The 21776-nt window shown below is 62.6% G+C and carries 23 protein-coding genes and 1 pseudogene; 11 read left to right on the forward strand and 13 right to left on the reverse strand.

Annotation, left to right across the window (positions count from 1 at the left end):
• Nucleotides 1-2: 2 nt before the first annotated feature.
• The 3 genes from ACFSNN_RS27045 to ACFSNN_RS27055 form a co-directional block, all read right to left on the reverse strand.
• Complete coding sequence (locus ACFSNN_RS27045) at nucleotides 3-605, reverse strand: copper-binding protein (protein WP_134457607.1); 603 nt, start codon at nucleotides 603-605, stop codon at nucleotides 3-5.
• A 74-nt stretch (nucleotides 606-679) separates the two neighbouring features.
• Nucleotides 680-940, reverse strand: a complete 261-nt coding sequence (locus tag ACFSNN_RS27050) for a DUF6723 family protein (protein ID WP_132376655.1) — start codon at nucleotides 938-940, stop codon at nucleotides 680-682.
• Nucleotides 941-1119: 179 nt separating this feature from the next.
• Entirely contained in the window at nucleotides 1120-1767 is a 648-nt protein-coding gene (locus ACFSNN_RS27055; protein WP_134457608.1) for a glutathione S-transferase family protein, read from the reverse strand.
• Nucleotides 1768-1882: 115 nt separating this feature from the next.
• Between ACFSNN_RS27055 and ACFSNN_RS27060 the strand changes: the two genes are divergently transcribed.
• The 5 genes from ACFSNN_RS27060 to ACFSNN_RS27080 all read left to right on the forward strand — a co-directional run bounded on the left by ACFSNN_RS27060 (nucleotide 1883) and on the right by ACFSNN_RS27080 (nucleotide 5765).
• Nucleotides 1883-2866 carry a helix-turn-helix transcriptional regulator gene (locus ACFSNN_RS27060; RefSeq protein ID WP_244322808.1) on the forward strand — a complete coding sequence of 328 codons (984 nt, stop codon included), beginning with the start codon at nucleotides 1883-1885 and terminating at the stop codon, nucleotides 2864-2866.
• A gap of 372 nt (nucleotides 2867-3238) precedes the next feature.
• Nucleotides 3239-3892 carry a lytic transglycosylase domain-containing protein gene (locus ACFSNN_RS27065; RefSeq protein WP_134457609.1) on the forward strand — a complete coding sequence of 218 codons (654 nt, stop codon included), beginning with the start codon at nucleotides 3239-3241 and terminating at the stop codon, nucleotides 3890-3892.
• A 155-nt stretch (nucleotides 3893-4047) separates the two neighbouring features.
• Nucleotides 4048-4734 carry a DUF2242 domain-containing protein gene (locus ACFSNN_RS27070; RefSeq protein WP_134457610.1) on the forward strand — a complete coding sequence of 229 codons (687 nt, stop codon included), beginning with the start codon at nucleotides 4048-4050 and terminating at the stop codon, nucleotides 4732-4734.
• Nucleotides 4735-5310: 576 nt separating this feature from the next.
• Nucleotides 5311-5517 carry a hypothetical protein gene (locus ACFSNN_RS27075; protein WP_134457611.1) on the forward strand — a complete coding sequence of 69 codons (207 nt, stop codon included), beginning with the start codon at nucleotides 5311-5313 and terminating at the stop codon, nucleotides 5515-5517.
• Nucleotides 5514-5765 carry a hypothetical protein gene (locus tag ACFSNN_RS27080; RefSeq protein WP_106303515.1) on the forward strand — a complete coding sequence of 84 codons (252 nt, stop codon included), beginning with the start codon at nucleotides 5514-5516 and terminating at the stop codon, nucleotides 5763-5765. Before ACFSNN_RS27075 ends, ACFSNN_RS27080 begins: the two co-directional genes overlap by 4 nt.
• Nucleotides 5766-5853: 88 nt before the next feature.
• Here the strand turns inward: ACFSNN_RS27080 and ACFSNN_RS27085 are convergent, their stop codons facing one another.
• Nucleotides 5854-6786: a DMT family transporter gene (locus tag ACFSNN_RS27085; RefSeq protein ID WP_134457612.1), complete on the reverse strand. Its 933-nt coding sequence runs from the start codon at nucleotides 6784-6786 to the stop codon at nucleotides 5854-5856.
• A 211-nt stretch (nucleotides 6787-6997) separates the two neighbouring features.
• Here ACFSNN_RS27085 and ACFSNN_RS27090 point away from each other — a divergent pair, with 211 nt between their 5' ends.
• Together ACFSNN_RS27090 and ACFSNN_RS27095 are read left to right on the forward strand one after the other, a co-directional pair.
• Nucleotides 6998-7750, forward strand: coding sequence for an IclR family transcriptional regulator domain-containing protein (locus ACFSNN_RS27090; RefSeq protein ID WP_134457613.1), 753 nt, complete (start codon nucleotides 6998-7000; stop codon nucleotides 7748-7750).
• Nucleotides 7751-7974: 224 nt separating this feature from the next.
• Nucleotides 7975-8184, forward strand: a complete 210-nt coding sequence (locus ACFSNN_RS27095) for a hypothetical protein (protein ID WP_012434606.1) — start codon at nucleotides 7975-7977, stop codon at nucleotides 8182-8184.
• Nucleotides 8185-8338: 154 nt separating this feature from the next.
• Here ACFSNN_RS27095 and ACFSNN_RS27100 read toward each other — a convergent pair whose 3' ends face one another.
• Together ACFSNN_RS27100 and ACFSNN_RS27105 are read right to left on the reverse strand one after the other, a co-directional pair.
• The gene (locus tag ACFSNN_RS27100; protein ID WP_134457614.1) at nucleotides 8339-8617 is read right to left on the reverse strand and encodes a hypothetical protein; all 279 of its coding nucleotides are present in this window, start codon (nucleotides 8615-8617) and stop codon (nucleotides 8339-8341) included.
• Nucleotides 8618-8744: 127 nt separating this feature from the next.
• Complete coding sequence (locus tag ACFSNN_RS27105) at nucleotides 8745-9506, reverse strand: Mut7-C RNAse domain-containing protein (protein ID WP_134457615.1); 762 nt, start codon at nucleotides 9504-9506, stop codon at nucleotides 8745-8747.
• A 94-nt stretch (nucleotides 9507-9600) separates the two neighbouring features.
• Here ACFSNN_RS27105 and ACFSNN_RS27110 point away from each other — a divergent pair, with 94 nt between their 5' ends.
• Entirely contained in the window at nucleotides 9601-10470 is an 870-nt protein-coding gene (locus ACFSNN_RS27110) for an NAD(P)-dependent oxidoreductase (RefSeq protein ID WP_134457616.1), read from the forward strand.
• 82 nt (nucleotides 10471-10552) lie between these two features.
• On the forward strand, nucleotides 10553-11188 hold the full coding sequence (locus ACFSNN_RS27115) for a LysE family translocator (RefSeq protein WP_134457617.1): 636 nt from the start codon (nucleotides 10553-10555) through the stop codon (nucleotides 11186-11188).
• A gap of 270 nt (nucleotides 11189-11458) precedes the next feature.
• On the opposite strand, the gene ACFSNN_RS27120 is transcribed toward ACFSNN_RS27115, so the two are convergent.
• The 6 genes and pseudogenes from ACFSNN_RS27120 to ACFSNN_RS27145 all read right to left on the reverse strand — a co-directional run bounded on the left by ACFSNN_RS27120 (nucleotide 11459) and on the right by ACFSNN_RS27145 (nucleotide 18256).
• A complete protein-coding gene (locus ACFSNN_RS27120; RefSeq protein WP_134457618.1) occupies nucleotides 11459-12283 on the reverse strand; it encodes an OmpW/AlkL family protein in 825 nt (274 codons plus the stop codon).
• 172 nt (nucleotides 12284-12455) lie between these two features.
• Nucleotides 12456-13700 (reverse strand): DUF2957 domain-containing protein, encoded by a 1245-nt coding sequence (locus tag ACFSNN_RS27125; protein ID WP_134457619.1) that lies wholly within the window; start codon nucleotides 13698-13700, stop codon nucleotides 12456-12458.
• Nucleotides 13701-13825: 125 nt separating this feature from the next.
• Nucleotides 13826-15256: a DUF2957 domain-containing protein gene (locus tag ACFSNN_RS27130; protein ID WP_134457620.1), complete on the reverse strand. Its 1431-nt coding sequence runs from the start codon at nucleotides 15254-15256 to the stop codon at nucleotides 13826-13828.
• Between the two features lie 493 nt (nucleotides 15257-15749).
• Nucleotides 15750-16697 (reverse strand): N-acetyl-gamma-glutamyl-phosphate reductase, encoded by a 948-nt coding sequence (gene argC / locus ACFSNN_RS27135; protein ID WP_134457621.1) that lies wholly within the window; start codon nucleotides 16695-16697, stop codon nucleotides 15750-15752.
• Nucleotides 16698-16881: 184 nt separating this feature from the next.
• A complete protein-coding gene (locus tag ACFSNN_RS27140) occupies nucleotides 16882-17454 on the reverse strand; it encodes a flavodoxin family protein (protein ID WP_134457622.1) in 573 nt (190 codons plus the stop codon).
• Between the two features lie 200 nt (nucleotides 17455-17654).
• Nucleotides 17655-18256, reverse strand: a pseudogene (locus ACFSNN_RS27145) (YbhB/YbcL family Raf kinase inhibitor-like protein).
• A 265-nt stretch (nucleotides 18257-18521) separates the two neighbouring features.
• Here ACFSNN_RS27145 and ACFSNN_RS27150 point away from each other — a divergent pair.
• Entirely contained in the window at nucleotides 18522-19211 is a 690-nt protein-coding gene (locus ACFSNN_RS27150; protein ID WP_134457623.1) for a response regulator, read from the forward strand.
• A gap of 91 nt (nucleotides 19212-19302) precedes the next feature.
• Here the strand turns inward: ACFSNN_RS27150 and ACFSNN_RS27155 are convergent, their stop codons facing one another.
• The gene (locus ACFSNN_RS27155; RefSeq protein WP_007179868.1) at nucleotides 19303-19989 is read right to left on the reverse strand and encodes an orotate phosphoribosyltransferase; all 687 of its coding nucleotides are present in this window, start codon (nucleotides 19987-19989) and stop codon (nucleotides 19303-19305) included.
• Between the two features lie 363 nt (nucleotides 19990-20352).
• On the opposite strand from ACFSNN_RS27155, the gene ACFSNN_RS27160 reads away from it, so the two are divergent.
• Nucleotides 20353-21585, forward strand: coding sequence for an MFS transporter (locus ACFSNN_RS27160; RefSeq protein WP_134457624.1), 1233 nt, complete (start codon nucleotides 20353-20355; stop codon nucleotides 21583-21585).
• The last annotated feature ends 191 nt before the right edge of the window (nucleotides 21586-21776 follow it).

Here is a 21776-nt window from a genome sequence, read left to right on the forward strand (position 1 = left end):
CGCTATTCCCTCACCAGTTCCACCGCCGCCGCCGAAACGAATTCCGCGCGCACGCTATCGCCGACTTTCAACCCATCGAGCGAAATATCCTTTGCGGCCCTGAGCATCTGCAGATGCCTCGGGCCACGCAGCGTCACCATGCGGCTCTTGCGATCGATCTTCATCACCGTCGCGACCACCTTCACGCTATGCGCCGACGACGCGTAGCCCGCCGACGCCGGTATTGCCGCGGTCGTCTCCACGCGCTCGCGCACACCTTTTGTCGCGAGCTTGTCAATGCTCAACAGTAGCGCCTGCTGATAAGCAACGTTGAGCTTGTCGCCGACCTTGAGCCGGCTGACATCGGCCAGGGAAGGATTGACGTCGACATCGGCGAGATTGCCGCGTGGTCCGCGCAGCGTGACGCTATTCGTGGCGGTATTGATGGCGACGACGCGAACCTGTGCGTGAATCACCTCGGCGCGTCCGAGTGCCTGTTGTCCGGCGGGGGCACTGGCGTCCTGTGCGAAGCCGGATTGACAGAGCGTGGCGGCGAGCAGGCTCAAGAGGGAGGCCGCACGCCGCACGACCGCGGCCGATGAACCGACTTTGCGCGCGTAGATCATTTGCTGCTCCCGGAGTGATCGCCACCGACGATGAAACTCGAGCGATCAACGCAACACCGGCCACGCACTCGCTTCTACAACTCCGGCCGCGCCAGGTCGCTGATGACAATATGTTCGCCGTACACCTGCGCCGCCGCGACGGCTTCCAGCTTGGTCGCATACGGCCCGAGTTCAGGCGCGCCGTCGAACGGAAACAGTACGCGTCCGTCCGTGGTTCGAACCACTTTCAACACGCCGAAGAAACGCCGGTAGCCGGCCAGCTTCGACGTGGCTGAAATTTCAAAGTCGTCTTCCGACGTCGCGGGGACGCTGGGAATAAATGCGGTCTTGCTCATACCTGAAAACATCTCTTGTTCGATGGGCCGGCAGCGGCATGAAACGCCAAGCCTACACCCGGTTGTCCGGGGAAGATATTCGCCGGCGGGCTTCATTGTCTCAAATCCGTGCGGACTCAACCGGCGAGCCAGCACGCAAGCCGGGTGGTGGTCGGTGACAAGGCCGCCCGAAAGTCTGCTCAGGCGTCTTTGACGGCCGCCGCGTGCTCGGCCGCCAGCGCCACGTCCCGCTCGCTCACACGCACGAAACTCGGCCGCGAGCAGATGCGCTCGACGTACTCGAGCAGGACCGGCGTTTCGGGCACCAGCTTGAACATCATTCCCCAATGCAAGGCGATGCCCCACAAGATATCCGCCGCCGACATCGTGTCCCCGAGCAGATAAGGCGCGGCTTGCAACTGGCTTGTCACTGTTCCGATCATCGAATCGAAATCGCCGTAGGGTGACGTGGCGGCCGGGGCGGGGTCGCGCTTCATCGCTTTGTCGACCAGCGCGGGCTCGTAGCACGCCGCGTAGTACACCAGCCAGCGCAGATACGGTCCGCGCGACGGATCATCGAGCGCCGGCGCGAGACGCGCTTCAGGAAACAGGTCCGCCAGATAGATGAAGATCGCGACCTGTTCGGTAACGAGCGCGTCGCCGTGGAGGATCGCCGGCACTTTACCGAGCGGATTGATGGCGAGATAGGGCGCTTGACGCTGTTCGCCGGCTTTCATGTTCAGCACTTTCAACTCGTATGGCGCGCCAAGTTCTTCGAGCAATGTGAGTGCGCTGACGGAGCGGCACTGCGGCGAGTGGAACAGCGTGATCGTGCGATCTGTGGTCATGGCTTGAGCCTTCCCGAGTAAGTGTGGTGGACGAAAAACCCGGGCGCGGAGGCAACGATGAGGCGCCGGAGGTGTCTTCATCCTAAGCGACCATACCTGTCAGTTTGTGGCAGGTATGACTACACTTGTCCGCATGAGAGCGAGCCGCCTTCTTTCCATCCTCATGACGCTGCAGGCGCGTGGCCGCGTCACCGCACAGTTTCTCGCCGATGAATGCGCGGTGTCGTTGCGCACCATCTATCGCGATATCGACGCACTGAGCGCCGCCGGCGTCCCCGTTCATAGCGAGCGTGGGGCAGAGGGCGGCTACCGCCTGCTCGACGGCTACCGCACACGGCTGAACGGCCTGTCCTCGCAGGAAGCGGAGTCACTGTTCCTCGCCGGCCTGCCCGGCCCGATGCAGGCGCTCGGCCTGGGCGCGGTGATGGCCGGTGCGCAGACCAAGTTGCTCGCCGCGCTGCCGGTCGAATTACGCTCGACCGCGGAGCGCATGCGCTCGCGTTTTCATCTCGACGCCCCCGCGTGGTTTTCGGACGCGGACGAACCCGCCCATCTGCCTTTGATCGCGCGTGCGGTATGGGAGCAGCATCCGCTGGAGATTCGCTATCAGAGTTGGAAAGCCGAGAAGTTTCGCCGGATCGAACCGCTCGGCATCGTGCTGAAAAGCGGCGCGTGGTATGTGGTTGGGCGCGTGGGGCAGCATGTGCGCATCTACCGCATTTCGCGCATTCTCGAATTGAGCCTGTTGGACGAGACGTTCGAGCGGCCTTGCGCGTTCGATCTCGCCACTTACTGGCAGGAGAGCACGCAGCGTCTCTCCGAAGAAATGCATGCGAGCGAAGCGACGCTGCGTCTGTCGCCTTGGGGCATGCAGATGCTCGATGTCTTCACGTCGCCGTTCGCGCGTTCGGCGGCGATCATCGGAGAGCCGGATCCCGCCGATGGTTGGCGCACCGTGACGCTGCCGGTCGGTTCGGTGAGGCAGGCGTGCGCGGAGTTGCTGCGCTTCGGAACCGAGGCAGAAGTGCTGGCGCCGCCCGAGTTGCGCGCGCAGATGTCGGAGGTTGCGGCGGCGCTGCATCGCCGTTATGCGCAATGACGGCGTGACGGCATCCGTCGCAGGCGCGCTCAAACGGCGCGCGAGATGGCCGGCATACGGCTCAACCACACGCCGATATGAAGTCAGGCGCAGGCGGCGAGCGTGTCCGAGCGCCTGAGTGTCATAAACAACAGCAGCAAGTTCGACTACTAGCTAAACGGTGAATTGCAACTAACAGCACAAGAGTTGAGAGACAAAGAAACTGTTCGACAATCCGGCGGGCGGGCTACGTGTTGGAGTGCGAAGCCACCGCGCTAAAACTCAAATCAGGCCTGGTCGATCGCGATTCCTAAGACGAATTTCGACTGTTTCTGGGTCTGATTTGGGGGCAGAGCTATAATGCCCGGATCCCCTTTTTTCCCGTCCTCCGCTATGAGCCGGTTACTTTGCCTGATCGTGCTTTCGCTCGGCCTGATGCAGACCGCGACGGCCGACGAAAACACCGACCGAATGTCCGCGTATCTGACGCAAAAGTTCGGTCTGGCAAAAGAAAAGGCTCAAAAGATTTCCGACGCGGTGCAATCCGCCGCTTCGAAATATTCCCTCCCGCCGGCGCTCTTGCTGGCGATCATCTCGATCGAATCCCGCTTCAAGGAAAAGGCCAAGGGCGCCAACGGCGCGACCGGGCTGATGCAGGTTGTGCCGGGCGCGCATCGCGGGCTGTTGAGGAACGTCAAGGACCTCACCGAACCGACCGCGAACATCGAAGTGGGCTCGGCGATTCTGTACGGCTATATGCGCTCGGCCAACGGCGACATGAACGCCGCGCTCAAGAGCTACGGCGGATCGCAAGCGTATGCGCAAAAGGTGAGCTTGCGCGTCGAAGACTTTGCGGCAGTCGCACCGTCGCAAGACGCCGCCCAGCAATCGGACGCGCAGGCCGGCATGTGCACGGCACGATCCACGTCTGACCGTTGTGCGGAACCAGGCAACTGGGTCAACGCGTTCACCCTTCCGGCTGTCAATGCTGCCGGGTTGAACGGCACCGCTACGCCGGCGACCGGACCTCACGCGACGTCGCATTAAGCAGCCCCCGGCCCTTTTTCTGCCGTCGCGTTGCAGTCGCGGCGATGCTTTGTCACGTCCTGTACGACAGCCGTTGCGCGGTTTTTACGCACAGTTCGTAACCGCTCTACAATGCATTCCCATTCGCGCTGACGCAGCGCCTCTTCCGACCGATCATGTTGACCTCGCTTTTCAGAATCACAGCCGCCGCGTGTGTCGGCCTGCTGACGCTTGCCGCCTGTAGCAGCACGCCTCAGCCGAAATTCCAGCAGGAATTGTTCGAAACGGGCGCGAGCCCCTATGCGCGCAATTTCAATTCGAGCACGACGGATAGCTGCGAGGCCGCGCGTCGGGCGCTCCTGAGCCAAGGCTATCTGACCACGATGACGCGCAACGACACCGTCGACGGTACCAAGAATTTCCAGCCGACGGGCGACACCCACGTGGTCGTCGAATTTCATGTGGTCTGCACGCCGGGGGAAGAGGCGAGCGACACCAGCATCGTCTACGTCAACGCCGTGCAGAACGGTTTTGCGCTGAAGAAAAGCGACACGTCGGCGAGTGTCGGACTGAGCGTGCTGGGTTCGTTGTCGCTGCCAATCCGCTCGAACAGCGATGCAATGGTCAAGATTTCGAGCGAGACCATTCCGTCAGGCAAGTTCTACGACCGGTTCTTCGGACTCGTGGACCACTATCTGCAAACGGTGGTGCGCACGCAGCCGGTCGCCAATAACCGCATCGAGACGCGCCTTTTGCCGGTGCCGGTCGAAGCGACGGCGCCGGTGCCCGTTCCCGCGATGCCCGATGCGATCGGCAAAGCGGCGTCCGTGCAACCGGCGAGCGGCGCCGGCGTGGTGCCCTGATCCATCCGCGGGATTTCGCGATGTCGAGGCTGGTCAACATGCGATCAGCCTTTAATCGCATCGCGATGCATCACTTATCCTATGTCTTTTACTTCATACGTATACATATGTAGTAATAGTTAACAAGGGTTAACCCCTTCTGTGGATAACTCCCAAATGTTCCGTCACATCAACGTCATGCAGACTCCATAACCCTTCGGATCACGTCTGTAGAGAAACCGCCAACTCGGGATAACTTTGCTGGGGCTTGCCTCGCAAGGCGTCTTATCAAGATTCCGCACACAGGCTGTTCCATGCGCTATCCCAAAGTTATTCATAGGGAAATGTGGATAACTCGCGTTTGAAGTCGTTTTTCCAATAGGTGCCGGGCAAGTTTTTCAACTCGGCCAAGCGCTCGCCAGCGTACAGACCGCTTTCGGCCATACGCGCACATTAAAGTCGGACGGTACAAAGATTGCGTCTCTCTTTTTGCAAGCGCAACTGTTGCTATTTAGTCAAAACCATTTCGGCAACGGCTGATCCAGGCATAGAGTTAAAGTGTTTTCTGAAGTTATTGGTGCGGTGCGGGGGTGTGTAATGAAACGCAGAACAGCACGACAGCTTGTCCGTCTTCTTTCGGATCTTCGACATGCCAGCCACTGCAGTACGCTGCGGGCGGCAGCCACCAACCGGGCCATCGCGCTCGCCTCCACTGAACACGAAGCGGATGTCGCCGAGAGCGACGACAACACCGAGGCCGCGCGCGACGCGCGTCAGGACAAGCCGGCCCGGAGCAGATCATGAGAACGTCGAGCGAACAGTCACTGCGGTTTCTAGTCGATAAGTGGCTTGCGCCGGAGCCTTCGGCGGCGGTTCATGTCACCGAGTTCAGCCGTACTCGCCTGGGAGGCCGGCGTTATGTGCGCGTCGAGACTTCGCTTCAGGCGGGCTCACGCGGCCTGTTTTTCTTTCGTCACGACGACGGCTGCTGGTGCGTGTTTCCGCCGACCGCCGATACACCGTCTCTGCTTGCTTATCCGCGGGCGGCCTGAGCGCGGCAAGTAAGCCAACGACACCGACCGGCTGGGCAAACAAACACATTGCACGCGCCAGCGCCGAATGCGGCGCCTGGCTCCGTCCTCAAGACGACGCGTGCGGCACTCGTTCACGCCCGCGTTGCCACGCCGGCATGACCTGACACACGATCAAACCCGCGAGCATCAGCGCGCATCCGAACAGTGCGCGTGCCGACAGTGTTTCGCCGAGCACGAGCCACGCCGCGAGCGCGGCGAACACGCCTTCCATGCTGAAGATCACCGCCGCGTGCGACGGCGCCGCGTGCTTTTGCGCGACCACCTGAATCGTATAGGTGACGCCGACCGACAGCGCCCCGCCGTACAGGATGGTCGGCGCGGCGCGCACGATCACCGCCAAGCTGATTGGCTCGATGGCGAGACCGACGACGAGACATGTGAGCCCGCACGTCACGAACTGCACGAGCGCGAGCATCAGCGTGTCGTGGCGCAGCGCGAAACGTCCGACCAGCATCATCTGAATGGAGATCACGAGCGCGCCGGCAAGCTGATACCAGTCGCCGTACAGCATTGAAAAATGTTCGTTGACGCTCAGGAAATACATGCCCACTGCCGCGAGCACCGCACCGAGCCACGTGCCGATTCCCGTCCGATGTCTGAACAGCACCCCCAGCAGCGGCACGATCACTACGTACAGCGAACTGATGAAACCCGCGTTGGCGACCTTCGTGTATTGCAAGCCGATCTGCTGCAGCGAAATCGAGGCGGCCAGCACCATGCCGAGCAGCGCGCCCGCGCCGAGCAACTCGCGTGCGCCACCGGGCTCGCGCTTCGACAGTTCAGCGAGTGCGGAGCGCCGCACGCAAACGATCAGCGTCAACACAACGAGCGCGCCGAGCAGGAAGCGCAGGCCAGTGAAGAGAAACGGGCCGATCGCATCGAGACTCAGGCGTTGCGCGACGAACGCGGAACCCCAGATTATCGCGGCGATCAGCATCAGAACATTGGCGCGCAGATGTTGGCGGGTGTCGGTTTTCAACGGTGGAGTTTTCTAATTCGGTTGTTGCGACGGGCAGACGTCGATTTTATCCGCGAGCGCGGAAAAACCCGACGTGGAGCGAACACCTGAGCGCAAACGCGACCGAATCGCCACTCATTTCCCGGCCGACCCGCGCGATAATCGCGCGAGTCGGGCCTGAAACCTCAAGACACGACAGCTTCAACGACGGCCCGATTTTCAGGCGAACGCAATGGACGAAAAAGACTGGATCGCCGGCGCCGCGAAAGCGCTGGCGATCATCGAAGCATTTGACGAAGAGCACGCGCGCATGACGCCGACCACAGTGGCCGGCCGCGCGGGTCTATCCCGCACGGCGGCGCGCCGTTATTTGCTGACGCTGCGCGAACTCGGCTACGTGGATACCGACGGCAAGCTGTTCTGGCTCGCGCCGCGTGTCTTGCGGCTCGGGCAGTCGTATCTGGAGTCGGCGCGCTTGCCGCGTACCGTGCAGCCGTTCCTCCAACGCATTACCGCGACCGTGCAGGAGACCGCGCTGGTCGCGATCCTCGACGAACACGACGTGGTGTACGTTGCGCGCAACGGCGTGAACCGGGCAATGGCAGTGGGTTTCGTGCTCGGCTCGCGCGCGCCGGCGCCGTTGTCGTCGGCGGGACTGGTTCTGCTGGCGTTCCAGGCGCCGGAGAGCATCGAACAGTGGCTGGCGTCGTATCCAATCAAGGTGTTCACGCCGCACACCTATTCGACGATCGACCAGTTGCGCGATGTGCTCGGCGAAATTCGCCGCAATGGCTACGTGGTCACCGACCAGCAACTGGAGTTGGGCGTGCGCGGCGTCGCGGTGCCGCTGCGCGACCGGCACGGTTCGGTCGTGGCGGCAATCAGTGTCAGCATGCCGATCGGACAGGAGTCGGCCAATGCCGCGCTACACCGCGTATTGCCAACCCTTTTGGAGAACGCCAGCCTGCTGCGCAACCTCGTTTGAGGCGGCCTAGGTGAATCCCCTGGTATGGGCTGTTTAATGAGTGAAAGCGGGTCGAAAGCAAGCTGTCTCCCGGAAAATACATATCGAGTTTTGGGCATGACAAACCGCCTACACTGGGTAATACTCTCCCGCGGGGAGCGGGAAGGCGCCTCAAGCCCTGTCTGCTTCACCGTGCAGCTTATTCATTCACATTGACTCAGTCGTCCAGGTTTGGGGAACAACACATGAAAAAAGTTATCGTCTCGCTCGCAGCCGCTTCGATCGCGCTGGTTTCCGTTCAAGCTTTCGCACAAGCGTCGGACGCAGCACCGGCTGCTGCAGCAAGCGCGCCGAAGAAGCATCACATCAAGAAGCTGAAGACGCACGGCAAGCGCGCTCCGGTTTCGGCAGCCGCTTCGGCAGCTGGCACGAACGACAAGGGCGTGCAAAACTAAGCTGCCGCCCGATACTTCGGGCCAGCTTCACCGGTCGATTGCACGGCGCCGCTAGCCGGCGAGTGCGGCACGATCCGGACGAAGGTGTAGCAAGCAAAAAGGCCAGAGCACGAGCTCTGGCCTTTTTGCATTCGGGACAGCTTTGTTGCGGCGATCAGCCGGCAAGGCCGCGCTTGATGACTTCGTTCAGCAGACCGGTCATGCCTTCGGGATGAGTCGCGGCGCGCTCTTTCAGTTCGGTCACCAGATCGCCGTTCAGCTTGCACGCAAACGCGACGAGGCCCTGCGCCTGATCGAGCTTGCGCTGCTCGCGGCGATCGAGCTTCGGCTCGGCCACGGCGGCTTTGCCGAAACGGTCGGCGCTCGACTGCTTCATTGCGTTGTTGAGCTTGAGTGCCTTGTTCTTTTCAAGGTCGGTTTTTTTCATCGCCATTCGGAAGGCCTCTGCCAGATAAGTAATCCCGCATTGTACGCACCGCGCCGGACGTCGCGCGAGCGCAAGGTGTTCGGGGGCCGCGCACACCGATCGGCACGCGCAATCGGAACCGGGGTGAACCGCTCTACGTTCGCACGGACTGGTCCGGCGCGACAGCCACGCTGTCCATCAGCGCGCGCATTCTTTGCCAATGCGTGCCTTCCCAGAACACGCGGCGGCACACGTCGCAGGTGACGAATTGCGCATGCCGTTCCAGCACACCGTCGGGCGCACGTGTGCCGACTTCTTCCTTGGCGATGCGCCGCAGCGGCACGTTGCACATCAGGCATAAGCGGAACGGTTGCGCGCTGCCGGCCAGATCGAGCCGTTCAAACACTTCGCGCAATTGTTCGCGCGGCCTGAGCGTGCGAATGTAGCAGCCATGCGTGATGCTGCGGCGTTTCAATAATTCGCGGTCGCGTGTCAGGACAATGCGCTGCTCCGCAGCGGCCAGCGCTTCAATGTCGGCGTCGGGGTAGTGGTTGTCGTACAGAGTGTCGAAGCCCGCGAGCCGCAGAAGCGGCGCGAGACCGCCCAGATGCGCGTCGGCGATGAAACGCACCACGCGCAGCGGCCGTTCGCGCACCCGCAGGAGCGGCTGAATATCGAGCGCTTCAAACTTCGGATAGACGGCAACGCGATCGCCGTCCGCAAGAAGATGATTGAAACCGACCGACTCGCCGTTGACCAGAATCAGCTCGATCTCGGTGTGCGGCACGCCGAGCGCTTCGATCATGTGCTTCGCGGTGGCGCCCGGCGCGCAGGCGTAAGTGAACGCGCGCCGGCGCAGCGGCCGGGCGAGAAAGTCGTTCAGCTCCTCGTAGAAGCGGAATGTCGCGCTCACCATCACCGCAGTATCGCACCGTGTTTCTTTGCGCGCTGTCCTGCACGTGTCGCATGGGTGTGTTTTACTTCCAGTTCTTTAGAAGACGGAGCGACAGATGGACATCGGTTTTATCGGTCTCGGCGAGATGGGCGCCGCGATGGTTGCAAACATGTTGAAAGCCGGGCATCAGGTGCGCGTGTGGAACCGCTCACCGGAGCGCGCGCAGCCGCTCGCCGACGCAGGCGCGCGCGTCGTCGCGACGCCGGCCGAAGCGTTTGCGGGCGACGCCGTGTTCTCCATGCTCGCCGACGATAGCGCCTTGCGCGAGGTCATCACCGCTTCGTTGCTGGAACACGCTCCACGCGGGCTGATCCACGTGAACATGGCGACGATCTCGGTGGCGCTGGCCGAGGAACTGGCGACGGCGCATGCGTCGCGCGGCGTCAACTACGTCGCCGCGCCGGTGTTGGGCCGGCCCGACGTCGCGGCGGCGGGCAAGCTGACCATCGTGGCGGGCGGCCCGGCGGAATCGATCGACCGCGTGCAGCCGATTTTCGACGTGATCGGCCAGAAGACCTGGCGCATCGGTTCGCTGCCGCAACAGGCGAACGTCATGAAGCTTGCCGCCAACTTCATGCTCGGCGCGGCCGTCGAAACGCTCGGCGAAGCGGCCACGCTGGTGACCGGGCACGGCGTCGCCATGCAGGATTTCCTGGACGTCATCACGAGCGGCCTGTTTCCGGGGCCGGTCTATTCCGGCTATGGCAAGTTGATCGCGGAGCAGCGCTACGAGCCGGCGTTGTTCAAGGCGCGTCTCGGTCTGAAAGACATTCGTCTCGCGCTGGCCGCTGCCGACGCCGTGACGACGCCGCTGCCGATCGCCAGCGTGGTGCGCGACAGCCTGATCGAAGCTGTGGCGCACGGCGACGGCGAGAAGGATTTCGCGGTGCTGGGCCAGGTGGCCGCGCGTCGAGCCGGGCGCTAAAAGCTAAAACGAACTGACAGGCGGCACTGAAGGACGCGGGCGGGCATAATAGCCGCCCGATACCTTATCTGCTGTGATTTCCATGAGTCTGCATACCTGGTGGCTATTCGCCGCCACTGTCTTCGTCGTTTCCGCGATTCCTGGTCCGAATATGCTGCTCGTGATGACGCACGGCGCCCAGCACGGCTTGCGCCGCTCCAGCGCGACCATGGCGGGTTGCCTGTCGGCGCTGGTGCTGATGCTGGCGGTGTCGGCGGCGGGTCTCGGTGTTTTCCTCGAGGCGTGGCCGGCCATGTTCAACGCGCTGCGGATGATCGGCGCGGCTTACCTCGTGTATCTCGGCATCAAGGCGTGGCGCGCGCCGGCTGACGAAGCCGCCGCCGGCAATGCCGACGAACTCGCCGCGAAGCCCGCGCGCTCGCGCTTTGCGCTGTTTCGCAACGGTTTTCTGGTGGCGGGCAGCAATCCCAAGGCGATTCTGTTCGCGGCGGCGCTGCTGCCGCAATTCATCGACGCCGCGCAGCCCAAGCTGCCGCAGTTCGGCGTGCTCGTCGCTACGTTCGCCGTGATCGAGGTGAGCTGGTATCTGGTGTACGCGGGATTCGGCACGCGCATCGGCGCGAAATTGAAGAGCCGCAGCGTCGCGCGGATGTTCAATCGGCTGACGGGCGGCGTGTTCGTCGGCTTCGGCGCGATGATGGCGCTGGTCCGCCACTGAGCGCGGGCCGCAGCGCCACGTCAACGGAGGCGGCAATACGTTTAGTGATGTGTTGCACATTCGCAACATTGAGGGTCTACCCTAATTCTTATGTTGCGCCGCACCAAGCCGTTTGCTATAGTTTGTCTTGTCTCCTCCATGTCTCCTCTGATATGGATTCAGCCCGCCAACTTAGGCGGGCTTTTTTTTGCCTCGAATTTCCAGTTCCCAGAAAAGACCAAGCCGGCTGACCTTTGCGGGGCCGCCGGCTTTGTTGCGTCAGGACGGAACTCAGAACTTGTACGACACGGCGAGGAACGAAATGATCGGGTCTGCCTTCAGTTCCGCCTTCGACACCCCCAGTTCCGTGCCGTCCGCCGCCTTGATGATGACCGACGAGGTCGTCTTCAGCGGAATGTAGGTGACCGACGCCACCAGGCCCCAATGATCGGTAATGTTGTACGCAAGGCCCGCGTTGAACACCGGCGCCCAGGACGATGACGCTTTCGCCGACACCTGCGTCTGCCCCGGCTTGCCCGCGCCGGCAGCCAGCACGGCACCTAAGTTGTTTTGCGTCGACTGGACGAAGTTCTGGCCCAACTGCACGTCCGAGAACCAGTTATACGACACGCCGATGCCGACAAACGGCCGAAAATGCGCCGTCGGAGCATTGAAGTAGTACTGGAACAGCAGCGCCGGACTCCATTGGCGCACGCTTTTCACGATCGGGTTGGCCTGCGGATCGCCGAGATCCTGTTGGCCGAGCGCGCCGGCCGGTCCCGGCGGTTTGATGGTGCCATGCCCATAGATCTTGAAGACCGGCGGCACGCCCGCCACCGTCGTCACGGCGATGTGATCGGTGAGGTAGTGGCTGAACACCAGGCCGACGGTGTTGGCGCTATTGGTCGACAAACTCGTGCCGGGCGACGTGAAAGAATTCGGCAGACGCAGCGGCGTGTTGATCGGCGTCGGCGCGACATTGGTGGTGAGCGGCGAGCTCGAATCCTGCGGCATCACGTGAAACCAGCCGAGCACGGCAACGTTGTCGCCCGCATGCTGGGCGTGCGCGCTGGCGGACAGGCAGGCGGCCAGTAACGCGAAATAGATTTTTTTCATCTTGTTCCTCCTGGGGCGCGGCTCAAGCATCGCGCGCGGCAAGCGGCGGCGGGTTCGCGACCACGCCGGCGCGCTGCATATTCGTTGGGCACCGGCTGCCGCAGCGATGACGCTGCGCAGCAGCCGGGAAGCGAACGCCACGTTGCGGATTGGCGGGCGCGTGCTGCGTCCGTTACTGGACGAAGGCGCCGATCGTGAAGTACGGCGAGGCCGCGTTGGTCAGATCGAGGTAGCCGAACACGCCACCCGTGAAGATCATCTTTCCGGTCGGCGTGGTGCCGGTGGAAGCGCCCACGTGCGTCGTCGTCACCACGCCCGGCACGGCTTGCGTGAAGTCGAGATTCAGCGCCGTCGCGAGCGATGCCTGCGATGCGTTGAACGGATCGAGCAGCGTGGCCTGGGTGCCTTCGAGCGCGGTGGTGCGGTAGTCGAACTGGCTATCCACGCCGATGTACTCCCCGTTCTGCGAGTTCACCGTGATCGCGCTTTGCGGCGACAGAATCGAGATGCCCGATTCGTCGTCGGCGAACGGGCCGAGCGCGCCGTTTTGCGGCACCGTCACCGACGAGTTCGCCGCGCCCGTTCGCACCAGGATCGGCACGAGCTGGTTGCGCAGCTTGCCGACGATCATGTAGCCGCGCGCCTCCGGAGTCGCCGCGAGCGTCGGTTTGGCCTGGCCCTGGAAGTTGTTGGTCTGGAACGCGCCGCTGCCGTCCGCCGCCGGCGCGAAGTTGCCGCCCGGCTGCTGACACTTGCCCGCATTGACGCCGGAGTTGTCGCACTCGGTCCACGTGCCGTCCGCGTTGATCGTGATCTTCGAATCGACCGCGACCGGCGCGAAGTTTTGCGACGGCACCTGGTGATAGCCGAGCTGGTTGTACGTGCCGGCCACGTTCGCGAGATTCGTTTCAATCGACGAGAAACCGATGAACGGGTAGTACGGGAACTTGGTATCCGGCACGGCGCCCACGCCGAGAATGCCGCCAAACGAAATCTCCGCGCCCGGGATCGTGCCGCCCGCCACGCCTTCGCCAACGAAAATCCGCGCCGGACGATTCGGATCGAGACTCGCGCCGTTCAGGCGGAACGCGCATTGGTTCAGTTTGTTGGTCGGCAGGAGAGTTTCCTGAGTCAGCGTGCCGCTGGCGGACTGGCCCGCGCGCGTCGGGACGACGGTGCCGGTGGTCGCCGGGATCGGCGACTCGATGTAATTGACCTGCCAGGTCATCTTGGTCGTATCGAGTTGCAGCTTGACCAGTTCGCCGTCACCGCCGCCGCCCGTAAACACCGTGCTGTAGTCCAGCGACGCCGGACACAGCCGGACTTCTGTCACCGGTCCGTCGCCTCCGCCGCCGCCACCGCACGCCCCCAGCAACGGTGCAGCAAGAGCGAGCACCGAAAGGATTCTCCAATTCATACCGCCTCCAGAATTTTCTCGTTGTGTGTGGCCGGCTCCCAGTCCCGCCACCTCTTTGCTATTTGTCTCTCGTACTGCCCACTGCCGGTCCGCTGTGGCTTATTTGCGTTGCTCACTTGCGCGATTTACTTGCTGATCTGCGCTCCGATGCCGAAGTACGGCGCGCTCGAAGCCGTGCTGCTGAGTTGCGACGTCGGCGCCACGCCGCCATTGACCGTCCCTTGAATCTCGATCGCGTACAGGCCGCCCGAAGCGATCGCGAGTCCTTGTTGACCGTTGGCCTGCTGGACACCGACCAGTCCCGGGCTCGGCAAACCGTAGCCGAGGCCGAAGCCGTCTTCGCCCGCGGAAGTCGACGGATTGATGAAGGTGCCGACGCCACCCTGGATCAGCGCCGCGGTGTACTTGAAGTTCGAGTCGGCACCGACGTAGCCGCCGTCGAAGCCGCCGGAGGCAAGCGGCGTGGCGGCGGCAAGCATGGCGATACCGGATTCGTCGTCGACCTTGGCGTCGAGGTGCAGCGGGGCGGTGCCCAGATTCACGGAGCCCGTGCGGATCACGAGCGGCACCGTGGCGCCGTTGATCTGGCCGAGAATCATGTGCGCCGACGCGGACACGCCGCTCGGCTGATTCAGCGGCGGCAGCTTGAGCTGCGTGCCGATCTGCGGCGCGTTCTGGCTGTCGAAGTAGCCGCTGCTATTGGCGGCCCATGCCGTGCCTGTGGTCAGGCAACCGCTCGAACTCGGCGTAAAGGCCGCGTTCGCCGGATTGGAGCCCGTGCAGTTGCCGGCCGCGTCGAAGGTTTCGACCGTGTTGGTGGCGGTCGCCGCGTATGAGCCCGACGGCACCAGGTGATACAGCAGACCGTTGTAGGTGCCGGCCAGCTTGGTCACGTCGTTCGTCGTGCTGGCGAAGCCGAGGAACGGATAGAAATCGAAGTGCCGGTTAGGGACTGCGCCGACATGATCGATGATGCCAGGAATGATGGTCAGTCCGTCGTACTCGACTGTCGCGCCCGGAATGCCGCCGCCGGCCACGCCCTGGCCGACCAAGATCATCGGCGGGTTCGGGTTGTTGACGAAGTCGGGCGTCGTGTAGGTCGTGCCGTTGGCGGGTGCGGTGCCGGTGCCTTTGCCGAGGATGAATGCGCAACGCGTTTGCTCTGCGGTCGGCAGCGTGCCGGTCGGCGGATGAATGACCGCGCCGGTGATCTGAGTGCCTTCGCGCGTGAGCGTGACATCGGCGCTGGTCAGCGGGATCGGCGACTTGAGCCACTTCAGCGTGTACGTCATCGCCGTCGCGTCAATGTTCAGCTGCACCACTTCGCCGCTGCCCGCGCCACCCAGGAAGGTGCTCTTGACGATGTCGGCCGTTGCCGGGCACAACGCCGCCGCGCCGGCGCCCGAGGCGGGCGGACCTTGCACGCCGCAGCTCGCGCCCGAACATTGCGGTGCGTTGATCGCGCCTGGATTGTCGGCCTCGCCGCCGCCGCAAGCGATCAGGAATGGGGCCGTGGCAATGGCCAGCGCGAGGCCTCGAGTAATGGCGTGCGACATGCAGCTGTCTCCCTTCATGTAATTGTGCGAGCTAATTTCGCTGCGCGGATAATGGCTGTCAATTGAATGAGCCGTCTAAAAAGACCGATTCAAACAGCGCATTTTTTGCCACGCACGCACCGCGTTGACATCAGCGGGCCTTTTAAACAAAAAAGGATTTTTCGCCTGAAGGGCGGCAACGTTGCTTCGTCGCACTCCCTTGCCAGGTAAGCCTTCGAGCAAAATGGCTCTATCATCTGCGAACGACCGTTCGCGAAAAAATCCGGAGTTTCCCTAGGCGGAAAACTATGCGGCATACGTCGATATCAGGAATGAATTACCGGCGATTTGTCGGGTAGTCCGATTTTTATTTTTTAAGAAATACGGGCTACTACTGATTAATCGGGGAAAGGGAATTTTGATTGGCGCGCATTTAAAACAGAAAGGCCGGTCTTTTGCAGACCGGCCTTTCAATTGATTGACGGCGAATTACCGTCGGCAATTGCGAGCTCGATTAGCGTTTCAAGCCGCTTTCCTCAGCGGCGCCGATCGCGAGGTTCATGCACTGGATCGCGGCGCCCGACGCGCCCTTGCCCAGGTTGTCCAGACGCGCGACGGTCACGAAGCGCTCTTCGTTGCCGAACACGAACAGGTCGACCCGGTTCGTGTCGTTGTTTGCCTGCACGTCGAAGAAGCCGCTGTCCAGGTTCGCTTCCGCGTCGAACGGTGCGACGTTCACGAACGCCTCGCCAGCGTAGTACTCGGCGAACAGCGCCTGCACGTCTTGCGGCGTGGCTTTCTTCGCCAACTGGTTCGGCGAGAAGAAAGTGGTGACCGCCAGCCCTTTATAGAAGTCGCCGACGATCGGTGTGAAGATCGGCGCCGACTTCAAGCCAGTATGCGCGGCCATTTCCGGCAGATGTTTATGCGTAAGACCGAGCGCATACGGACGCGGGCTCTTGAGCTTGTCGTTGCCGCCGGCTTCGTAGTCGGCAATCATTTTCTTGCCGCCGCCGCTGTAGCCGGTGATCGAGTACGCGTGCGCGGCGAACTCGGGCGCCACCACGCCGGCTTCGACCAGCGGACGCATGGCGAGCACGAAGGCCGATGCATGGCAGCCCGGCACGGCAATGCGTTTCGCCGTGCGCAGACGCTCGCGTTGCGAGCGGGCCAGTTCGGGCAAACCGTAAGCCCAGTCGGCAGACGTGCGGAACGCAGTGCTCGCATCGATCAGCACGGTGCGATCGTTTTCGACCAGCGAGGCGGATTCGCGCGAGGCGACATCCGGCAGGCACAGGAACGTGACGTCCGAAGCGTTGATGAGACGACGGCGCTCTTCGAGGTCTTTGCGCTTCGCTTCTTCGATACGCAGGATCTCTACGTCGGCGCGTTGCGACAGGTATTCAAAAATCTTCAGGCCGGTCGTGCCTTCCTGTCCGTCGACAAAAACTTTCGTGCTCATCTCGCTCTCACTGGCTTGCTGGAAACGGGGCGCGACACCGCGCCGGAACGTCATTTTAAGACCTGACGGCGCCGGGCGTGCATAAGGGGTGAAAAAACGACGATGCGCGCCGAACATGACATCGGCGTGACCTGTTGTAAGGCAGATGCAAGCCGATGCCGGCCGGATCGCGGCAGTCCGCGCGTCAGCGGGCTCCGGCGATCCAGCGCGCCGTGACCGCGGCTACGCGTGCGCCGAACATCCGCGCTGTTTCCAGATCGCCGGGGGGCGGTGCTTCTTCCGGCGAGGCGTCGGCCGGTGATTGCGTGAGCAGGCCGGTCGAGCCGCCCACATAGTTCAGGTCGTTGCGGGTCGCCGCCTTGGTGTTGGACGGCATCATGCCGGTGCCCGCCCAGATCATGCCGTGCTGCATGGCCAGCGTGACGAAGTACTGGATCGTCGAGAACTTGTCGCCGTTCATGGTCGCGGAGTTGGTGAAGCCGGCCGCGATCTTGTCCTTCCACGCCTGCTCGAGCCACGGCTTCGAGCTTGCATCGGCGAATTTCTTGAAGTCGGCGGAGGGGCCGCCCATGTAGGTCGGCGCACCGAAGATGATGGCGTCGGCCGCGGCCAGTTCAGCCCAGGCTGCCTCGTCGATCTCGCCGACCGGCATCAGTTTCGCGTCCGCGCCGGCTTCGAGGGCGCCCGCCAGCACGGACTCGGCGGCTTTCTTCGTGTGGCCGTAGCCGCTGTGATAAACGATGACGATCTTCGACATGAGACGCTCCAGCAAAGTGAAAAGACGATGGGTCGGGCACGGCGGTGGTGCGCAACTGCGGCGGCGCGCCGGCGTTGAGCACGTCGCACATAGCGTGCACGGATGACCAAAGTTCCGGGCGGGCGGCAATATGACGCAAGCCGTACGCCAGCCACAGCGGCGCGGTTTGCACGCGATCCGCTGTGCCGCGATACGCGAAATCAGCGCCCGTAATTGACCACCATCCGCGCAAAGCCGAGCGTGGCGGTGCCAATCTCATGATCGAACATCAGCGCGGGACGGCCTTGCGCGAGGCGCAGGTCGACGGTGCTGAGCGCATAAACGGTGACGATGTAGCGATGCGGTTGCCCGGCGGCGGACAGGGGCCGCCATAGCCGTCGGTATCGAAGTCGTTGCGCGCTTCGACCGCGCCGAGTTTGCTAAGGAAGCCAGACGAACTCGCATTCTCCGGCAAGCTGGTGACAGTCGCCGGAATGCCGGCCACTGACCAGTGCCACCAGCCGCGGCCCGGCGCATCCTGATCGAACATGGTGACGGCAAAGCCGCGCGTGCCGGGCGGCGCGTCGTGCCAGGAAAGTTGCGGTGAGCGGTTGCCGCCTTTGCAGTCGTCCTGATTGAAAACCTGGGCGTCCGCCACGGTGCCGCCGGCGCGGAAGCTGGCGCTCGTCAGCGAAAACGCGCCTTCGGCAAGAGCATGAGGCCCGTGCGCGGCCAGTAGCGCGAGGCCCAGCATGGCGCAGGGAAACGACGGCAGACGGCGCAACGGCGAAGCAATCGAAACAACCAGGCAACGCGAGCGCATGTGCCGGTTCTCCTGTGAGGGCGCGAGGCGGTTGTCCTCGCGATGGTTATTGTCCCTATTTTGTGCCTCAAGGTCGATTCAAGTCTAACATTAGCTCCGTGACACATCATTGTCACGGTCCGCTGGAATTTGCGGGCCAGAATCGGCTATAGTCGGAAGAATTTTCCGCGCGGATATAGCCCGCGCCCTCACTCGTTTCAGTATCAAGAATACATAAGACATGTCGGAAGTTTTGCAGAGTGGTTTATCTGTCGAGGGGAGGGCAATGCAAGATCCAGTCAGGGTTGTGGTGGCTGACGACCATCCGGTTATTCTGTTCGGCGCCGAGCAGGCTTTGCTCAAGTTTCCCGGTTTGCAGGTCGTCGCGCGTGCGCGACAGTCAACCGAATTGATCAAAGTACTGCAAACCATTGCCTGCGACGTGCTCGTCACGGATCTGGCAATGCCAGGCGGTCAATACGGCGACGGTTTGCCGCTGATCGGCTACCTGCGCCGCAATTTCCCAAAGCTTCCCATCGTCGTCCTGACGATGCTTGAGAACGCGGCGCTACTTAAGCGGCTGAGCGAACTCGGCGTGACGTCCGTCGTCAACAAGTCGGACGATCTCAGCCATATTGGGCTCGCGGTGCAGCACGTCAGCCGCAACCTCGAATATATGAGCCCGTCGGTGAAGGCGTCGCTAGATGCATTGCGCATGAACGCCGGCGGCAAGAACGACGAAGTCATGCTGTCGAAGCGCGAGTTGGAAGTGGTGCGCCTGTTCGTGTCGGGCATGACGATCAAGGAGATATCGGAGCACCTCAACCGCAGTATCAAGACCATTAGCACGCAGAAGAACACCGCCATGCGCAAGCTCGGCATCGAACGGGATTCCGAGTTGTTCCAGTACGCGCAGAGCAATGGCTTGCTGAACCTGTCGTCGCATTCAACCGAAGACGATAGCGGAGCGTCTTAAGGTCGCATGCAAGACTTAAGGCAAAATAGAAAAGGGCGCCTGTTGATAAGACAGGCGCCCTTTTTACTCGACCCGCGCGAGGCGGAGACGCTTACTGCGGCGTCGAGGTTGCGCCGCCGTGCGCCGCCGACCATTCAGCCGGCGCGTGCAGGAATTTTTCCACTTCGTCGAGCGTCTTGGTGTCGAAGTACTTGTTTTCCTTCGCGACGCGCAACACGTCCCACCACGTGGCAAGCGCGTGCAGATCGACGTCGATGTCTTTCAGCACCGACACGCTTTCCTTGAAGATGTTGTAGTGGAACAGCACGAAGCAGTGGTTCACCGTGGCGCCGGCGGTGCGCAGCGCATTGATGAAGTTGATCTTGCTGCGGCTGTCCGTGGTCAGGTCTTCGACCAGCAGCACGCGTTGACCTTCGGTCAGCAGGCCTTCGATCTGCGCGTTACGGCCGAAACCCTTCGGCTTCTTGCGCACGTATTGCATCGGCACCATCAGGCGATCGGAGAGCCATGCCGCGAACGGGATGCCGGCGGTTTCGCCACCGGCGACGGCGTCGATCTGCTCATAACCGACGTCGCGCAGAATCGTGGTCTCGGCCATTTCCATCAGGCCGCGGCGCACGCGCGGATACGAGATCAGCTTGCGGCAGTCGATATAAACCGGGCTCGCCCAGCCGGACGTGAAAATGTACGGTTTCTCCGCGTTGAAGTGCACGGCTTGCACTTCGAGCAGCATTTTGGCGGTCGTGTCGGAGATCGTCTGGCGATCGAAGCCTGTCATGGGCGGATCCTTGGGTGTGAGCGGGGAGAAGCGGGCGCGCGGCCCGGTGGCGCAGCAAGCGTGGCATTCCGCGCCATGTTGGGCGGAATACGCGGCCGGTCAGTGGAGTGCAGGCCGGTTTTTGCTGCGCGCGTAGGCCGACATTTTACCCGAAACGGGCCCTTCCGAGGAGGCCGTCGTGCGTGGCCGCAGTGAATGACGGTCATAACGGACGCACCGGGCGAGCTTGCCGAACATTGAAGGACGGCGCTGGACGAGCGCTTTTTGGTTCGCTTGTGGGCCCTTAAGGGCGCCTTTACACTCACGCGCATTTCTCGGGCGCTTGCCGCCATTGCCGCCCATTCGACCTACGGAATACTTTCAATGAACGTCGCTCCCTCCGCCGCCGACTCCCGCGCATCCGTGCGAAATGGCTATGCCGGCCGCGCGTTGATCGCCTCGGTGCTCGGCTACGCGATGGACGGCTTCGATCTGCTGATCCTCGGCTTCATGCTGCCCGTGATTGCCGCCGATCTGCATCTGAGCTCCACGCAGGCCGGTTCGCTCGTCACCTGGACACTGATCGGCGCGGTGGCGGGCGGGTTGGTCTTCGGCGTGCTGAGCGACTATTTCGGCCGCGTGCGCATGCTGACGTGGACGATCCTGATCTTTGCCGTGTTCACCGGCTTGTGTGCGCTCGCGCAAGGCTATGCCGATCTGCTGGCCTATCGGACCATTGCCGGAATCGGGCTGGGTGGCGAGTTCGGCATCGGCATGACGCTGGTGGCCGAAGCATGGCCGGCAGCGCAGCGGGCGCGCGTGTCGTCGTATGTCGGCTTGGGATGGCAGCTCGGCGTGTTGGCGGCGGCATTGCTGACGCCGCTGCTGTTGCCGGTGATCGGCTGGCGCGGCATGTTCGCGCTCGGGCTGTTGCCGGCGGTGGTGTCGTTCTTCGTGCGGCGCCGCGTTGAAGAACCGGCGCTCTTTACCGAGCGTGTGGTGCGCGGCATGCGCAAGCTGCCGTTGAAATTACTGGTGGCGGACGGCCGCACCACGCGGGCAAGCATCGGCGTGACGATTCTCTGTTCGGTCCAGAACTTCGGCTACTACGGCCTGATGATCTGGCTGCCAAGCTATCTGTCGAAGACCTTCGGCTATTCGCTGACCAAATCCGGACTGTGGACCTCCGCGACGATTCTAGGCATGGCGTGCGGCATCTGGCTGTTCGGCATCGCCGCCGACCGCTTCGGCCGCAAGCCGACTTTTCTGTTCTATCAGGCGGGCGCCGTGGTGATGGTGTTCGTCTACGCTCACCTGAACACGCCGATGGCATTACTGATCGGCGGCGCGGCGATGGGCGTGTTCGTCAACGGCATGATTGGCGGTTACGGTGCGCTGATCTCCGAGCTCTACCCGACCGATGCGCGCGCCACCGCGCAGAACGTGCTGTTCAATGCCGGCCGCGCGGTGGGCGGTTTCGGACCGGTGGTGGTAGGCGCTCTGGCCGCGCGCTATTCGTTCGGCGCGGCGCTCGCTTTGCTCGCGTCGATCTACCTGCTCGACATCTTCGCGACACTCTTCCTGATTCCCGAACGACGCGGCGCCGAGCTCGAGTGAGTGCGAACCACCTGTCCATGACCTGCGGATGACACGCCGCAAGAAGCCCGTCGATGCGGCGCCGCAGCAATGCGCACGCTCTGTTTCGCCGATGGCGAGCATGGTTAACCAGTCAGTGCATCGTCTCATTCGGGGTGTACACTAACCGACCCGCAAAGCACTCCGCATCGTCCGGTCCTCGGGCGAGGTTC

The sequence above is a fragment of the Paraburkholderia dipogonis genome (genome assembly GCF_042680985.1).
Taxonomy (GTDB): Bacteria; Pseudomonadota; Gammaproteobacteria; order Burkholderiales; family Burkholderiaceae; genus Paraburkholderia; species Paraburkholderia phytofirmans.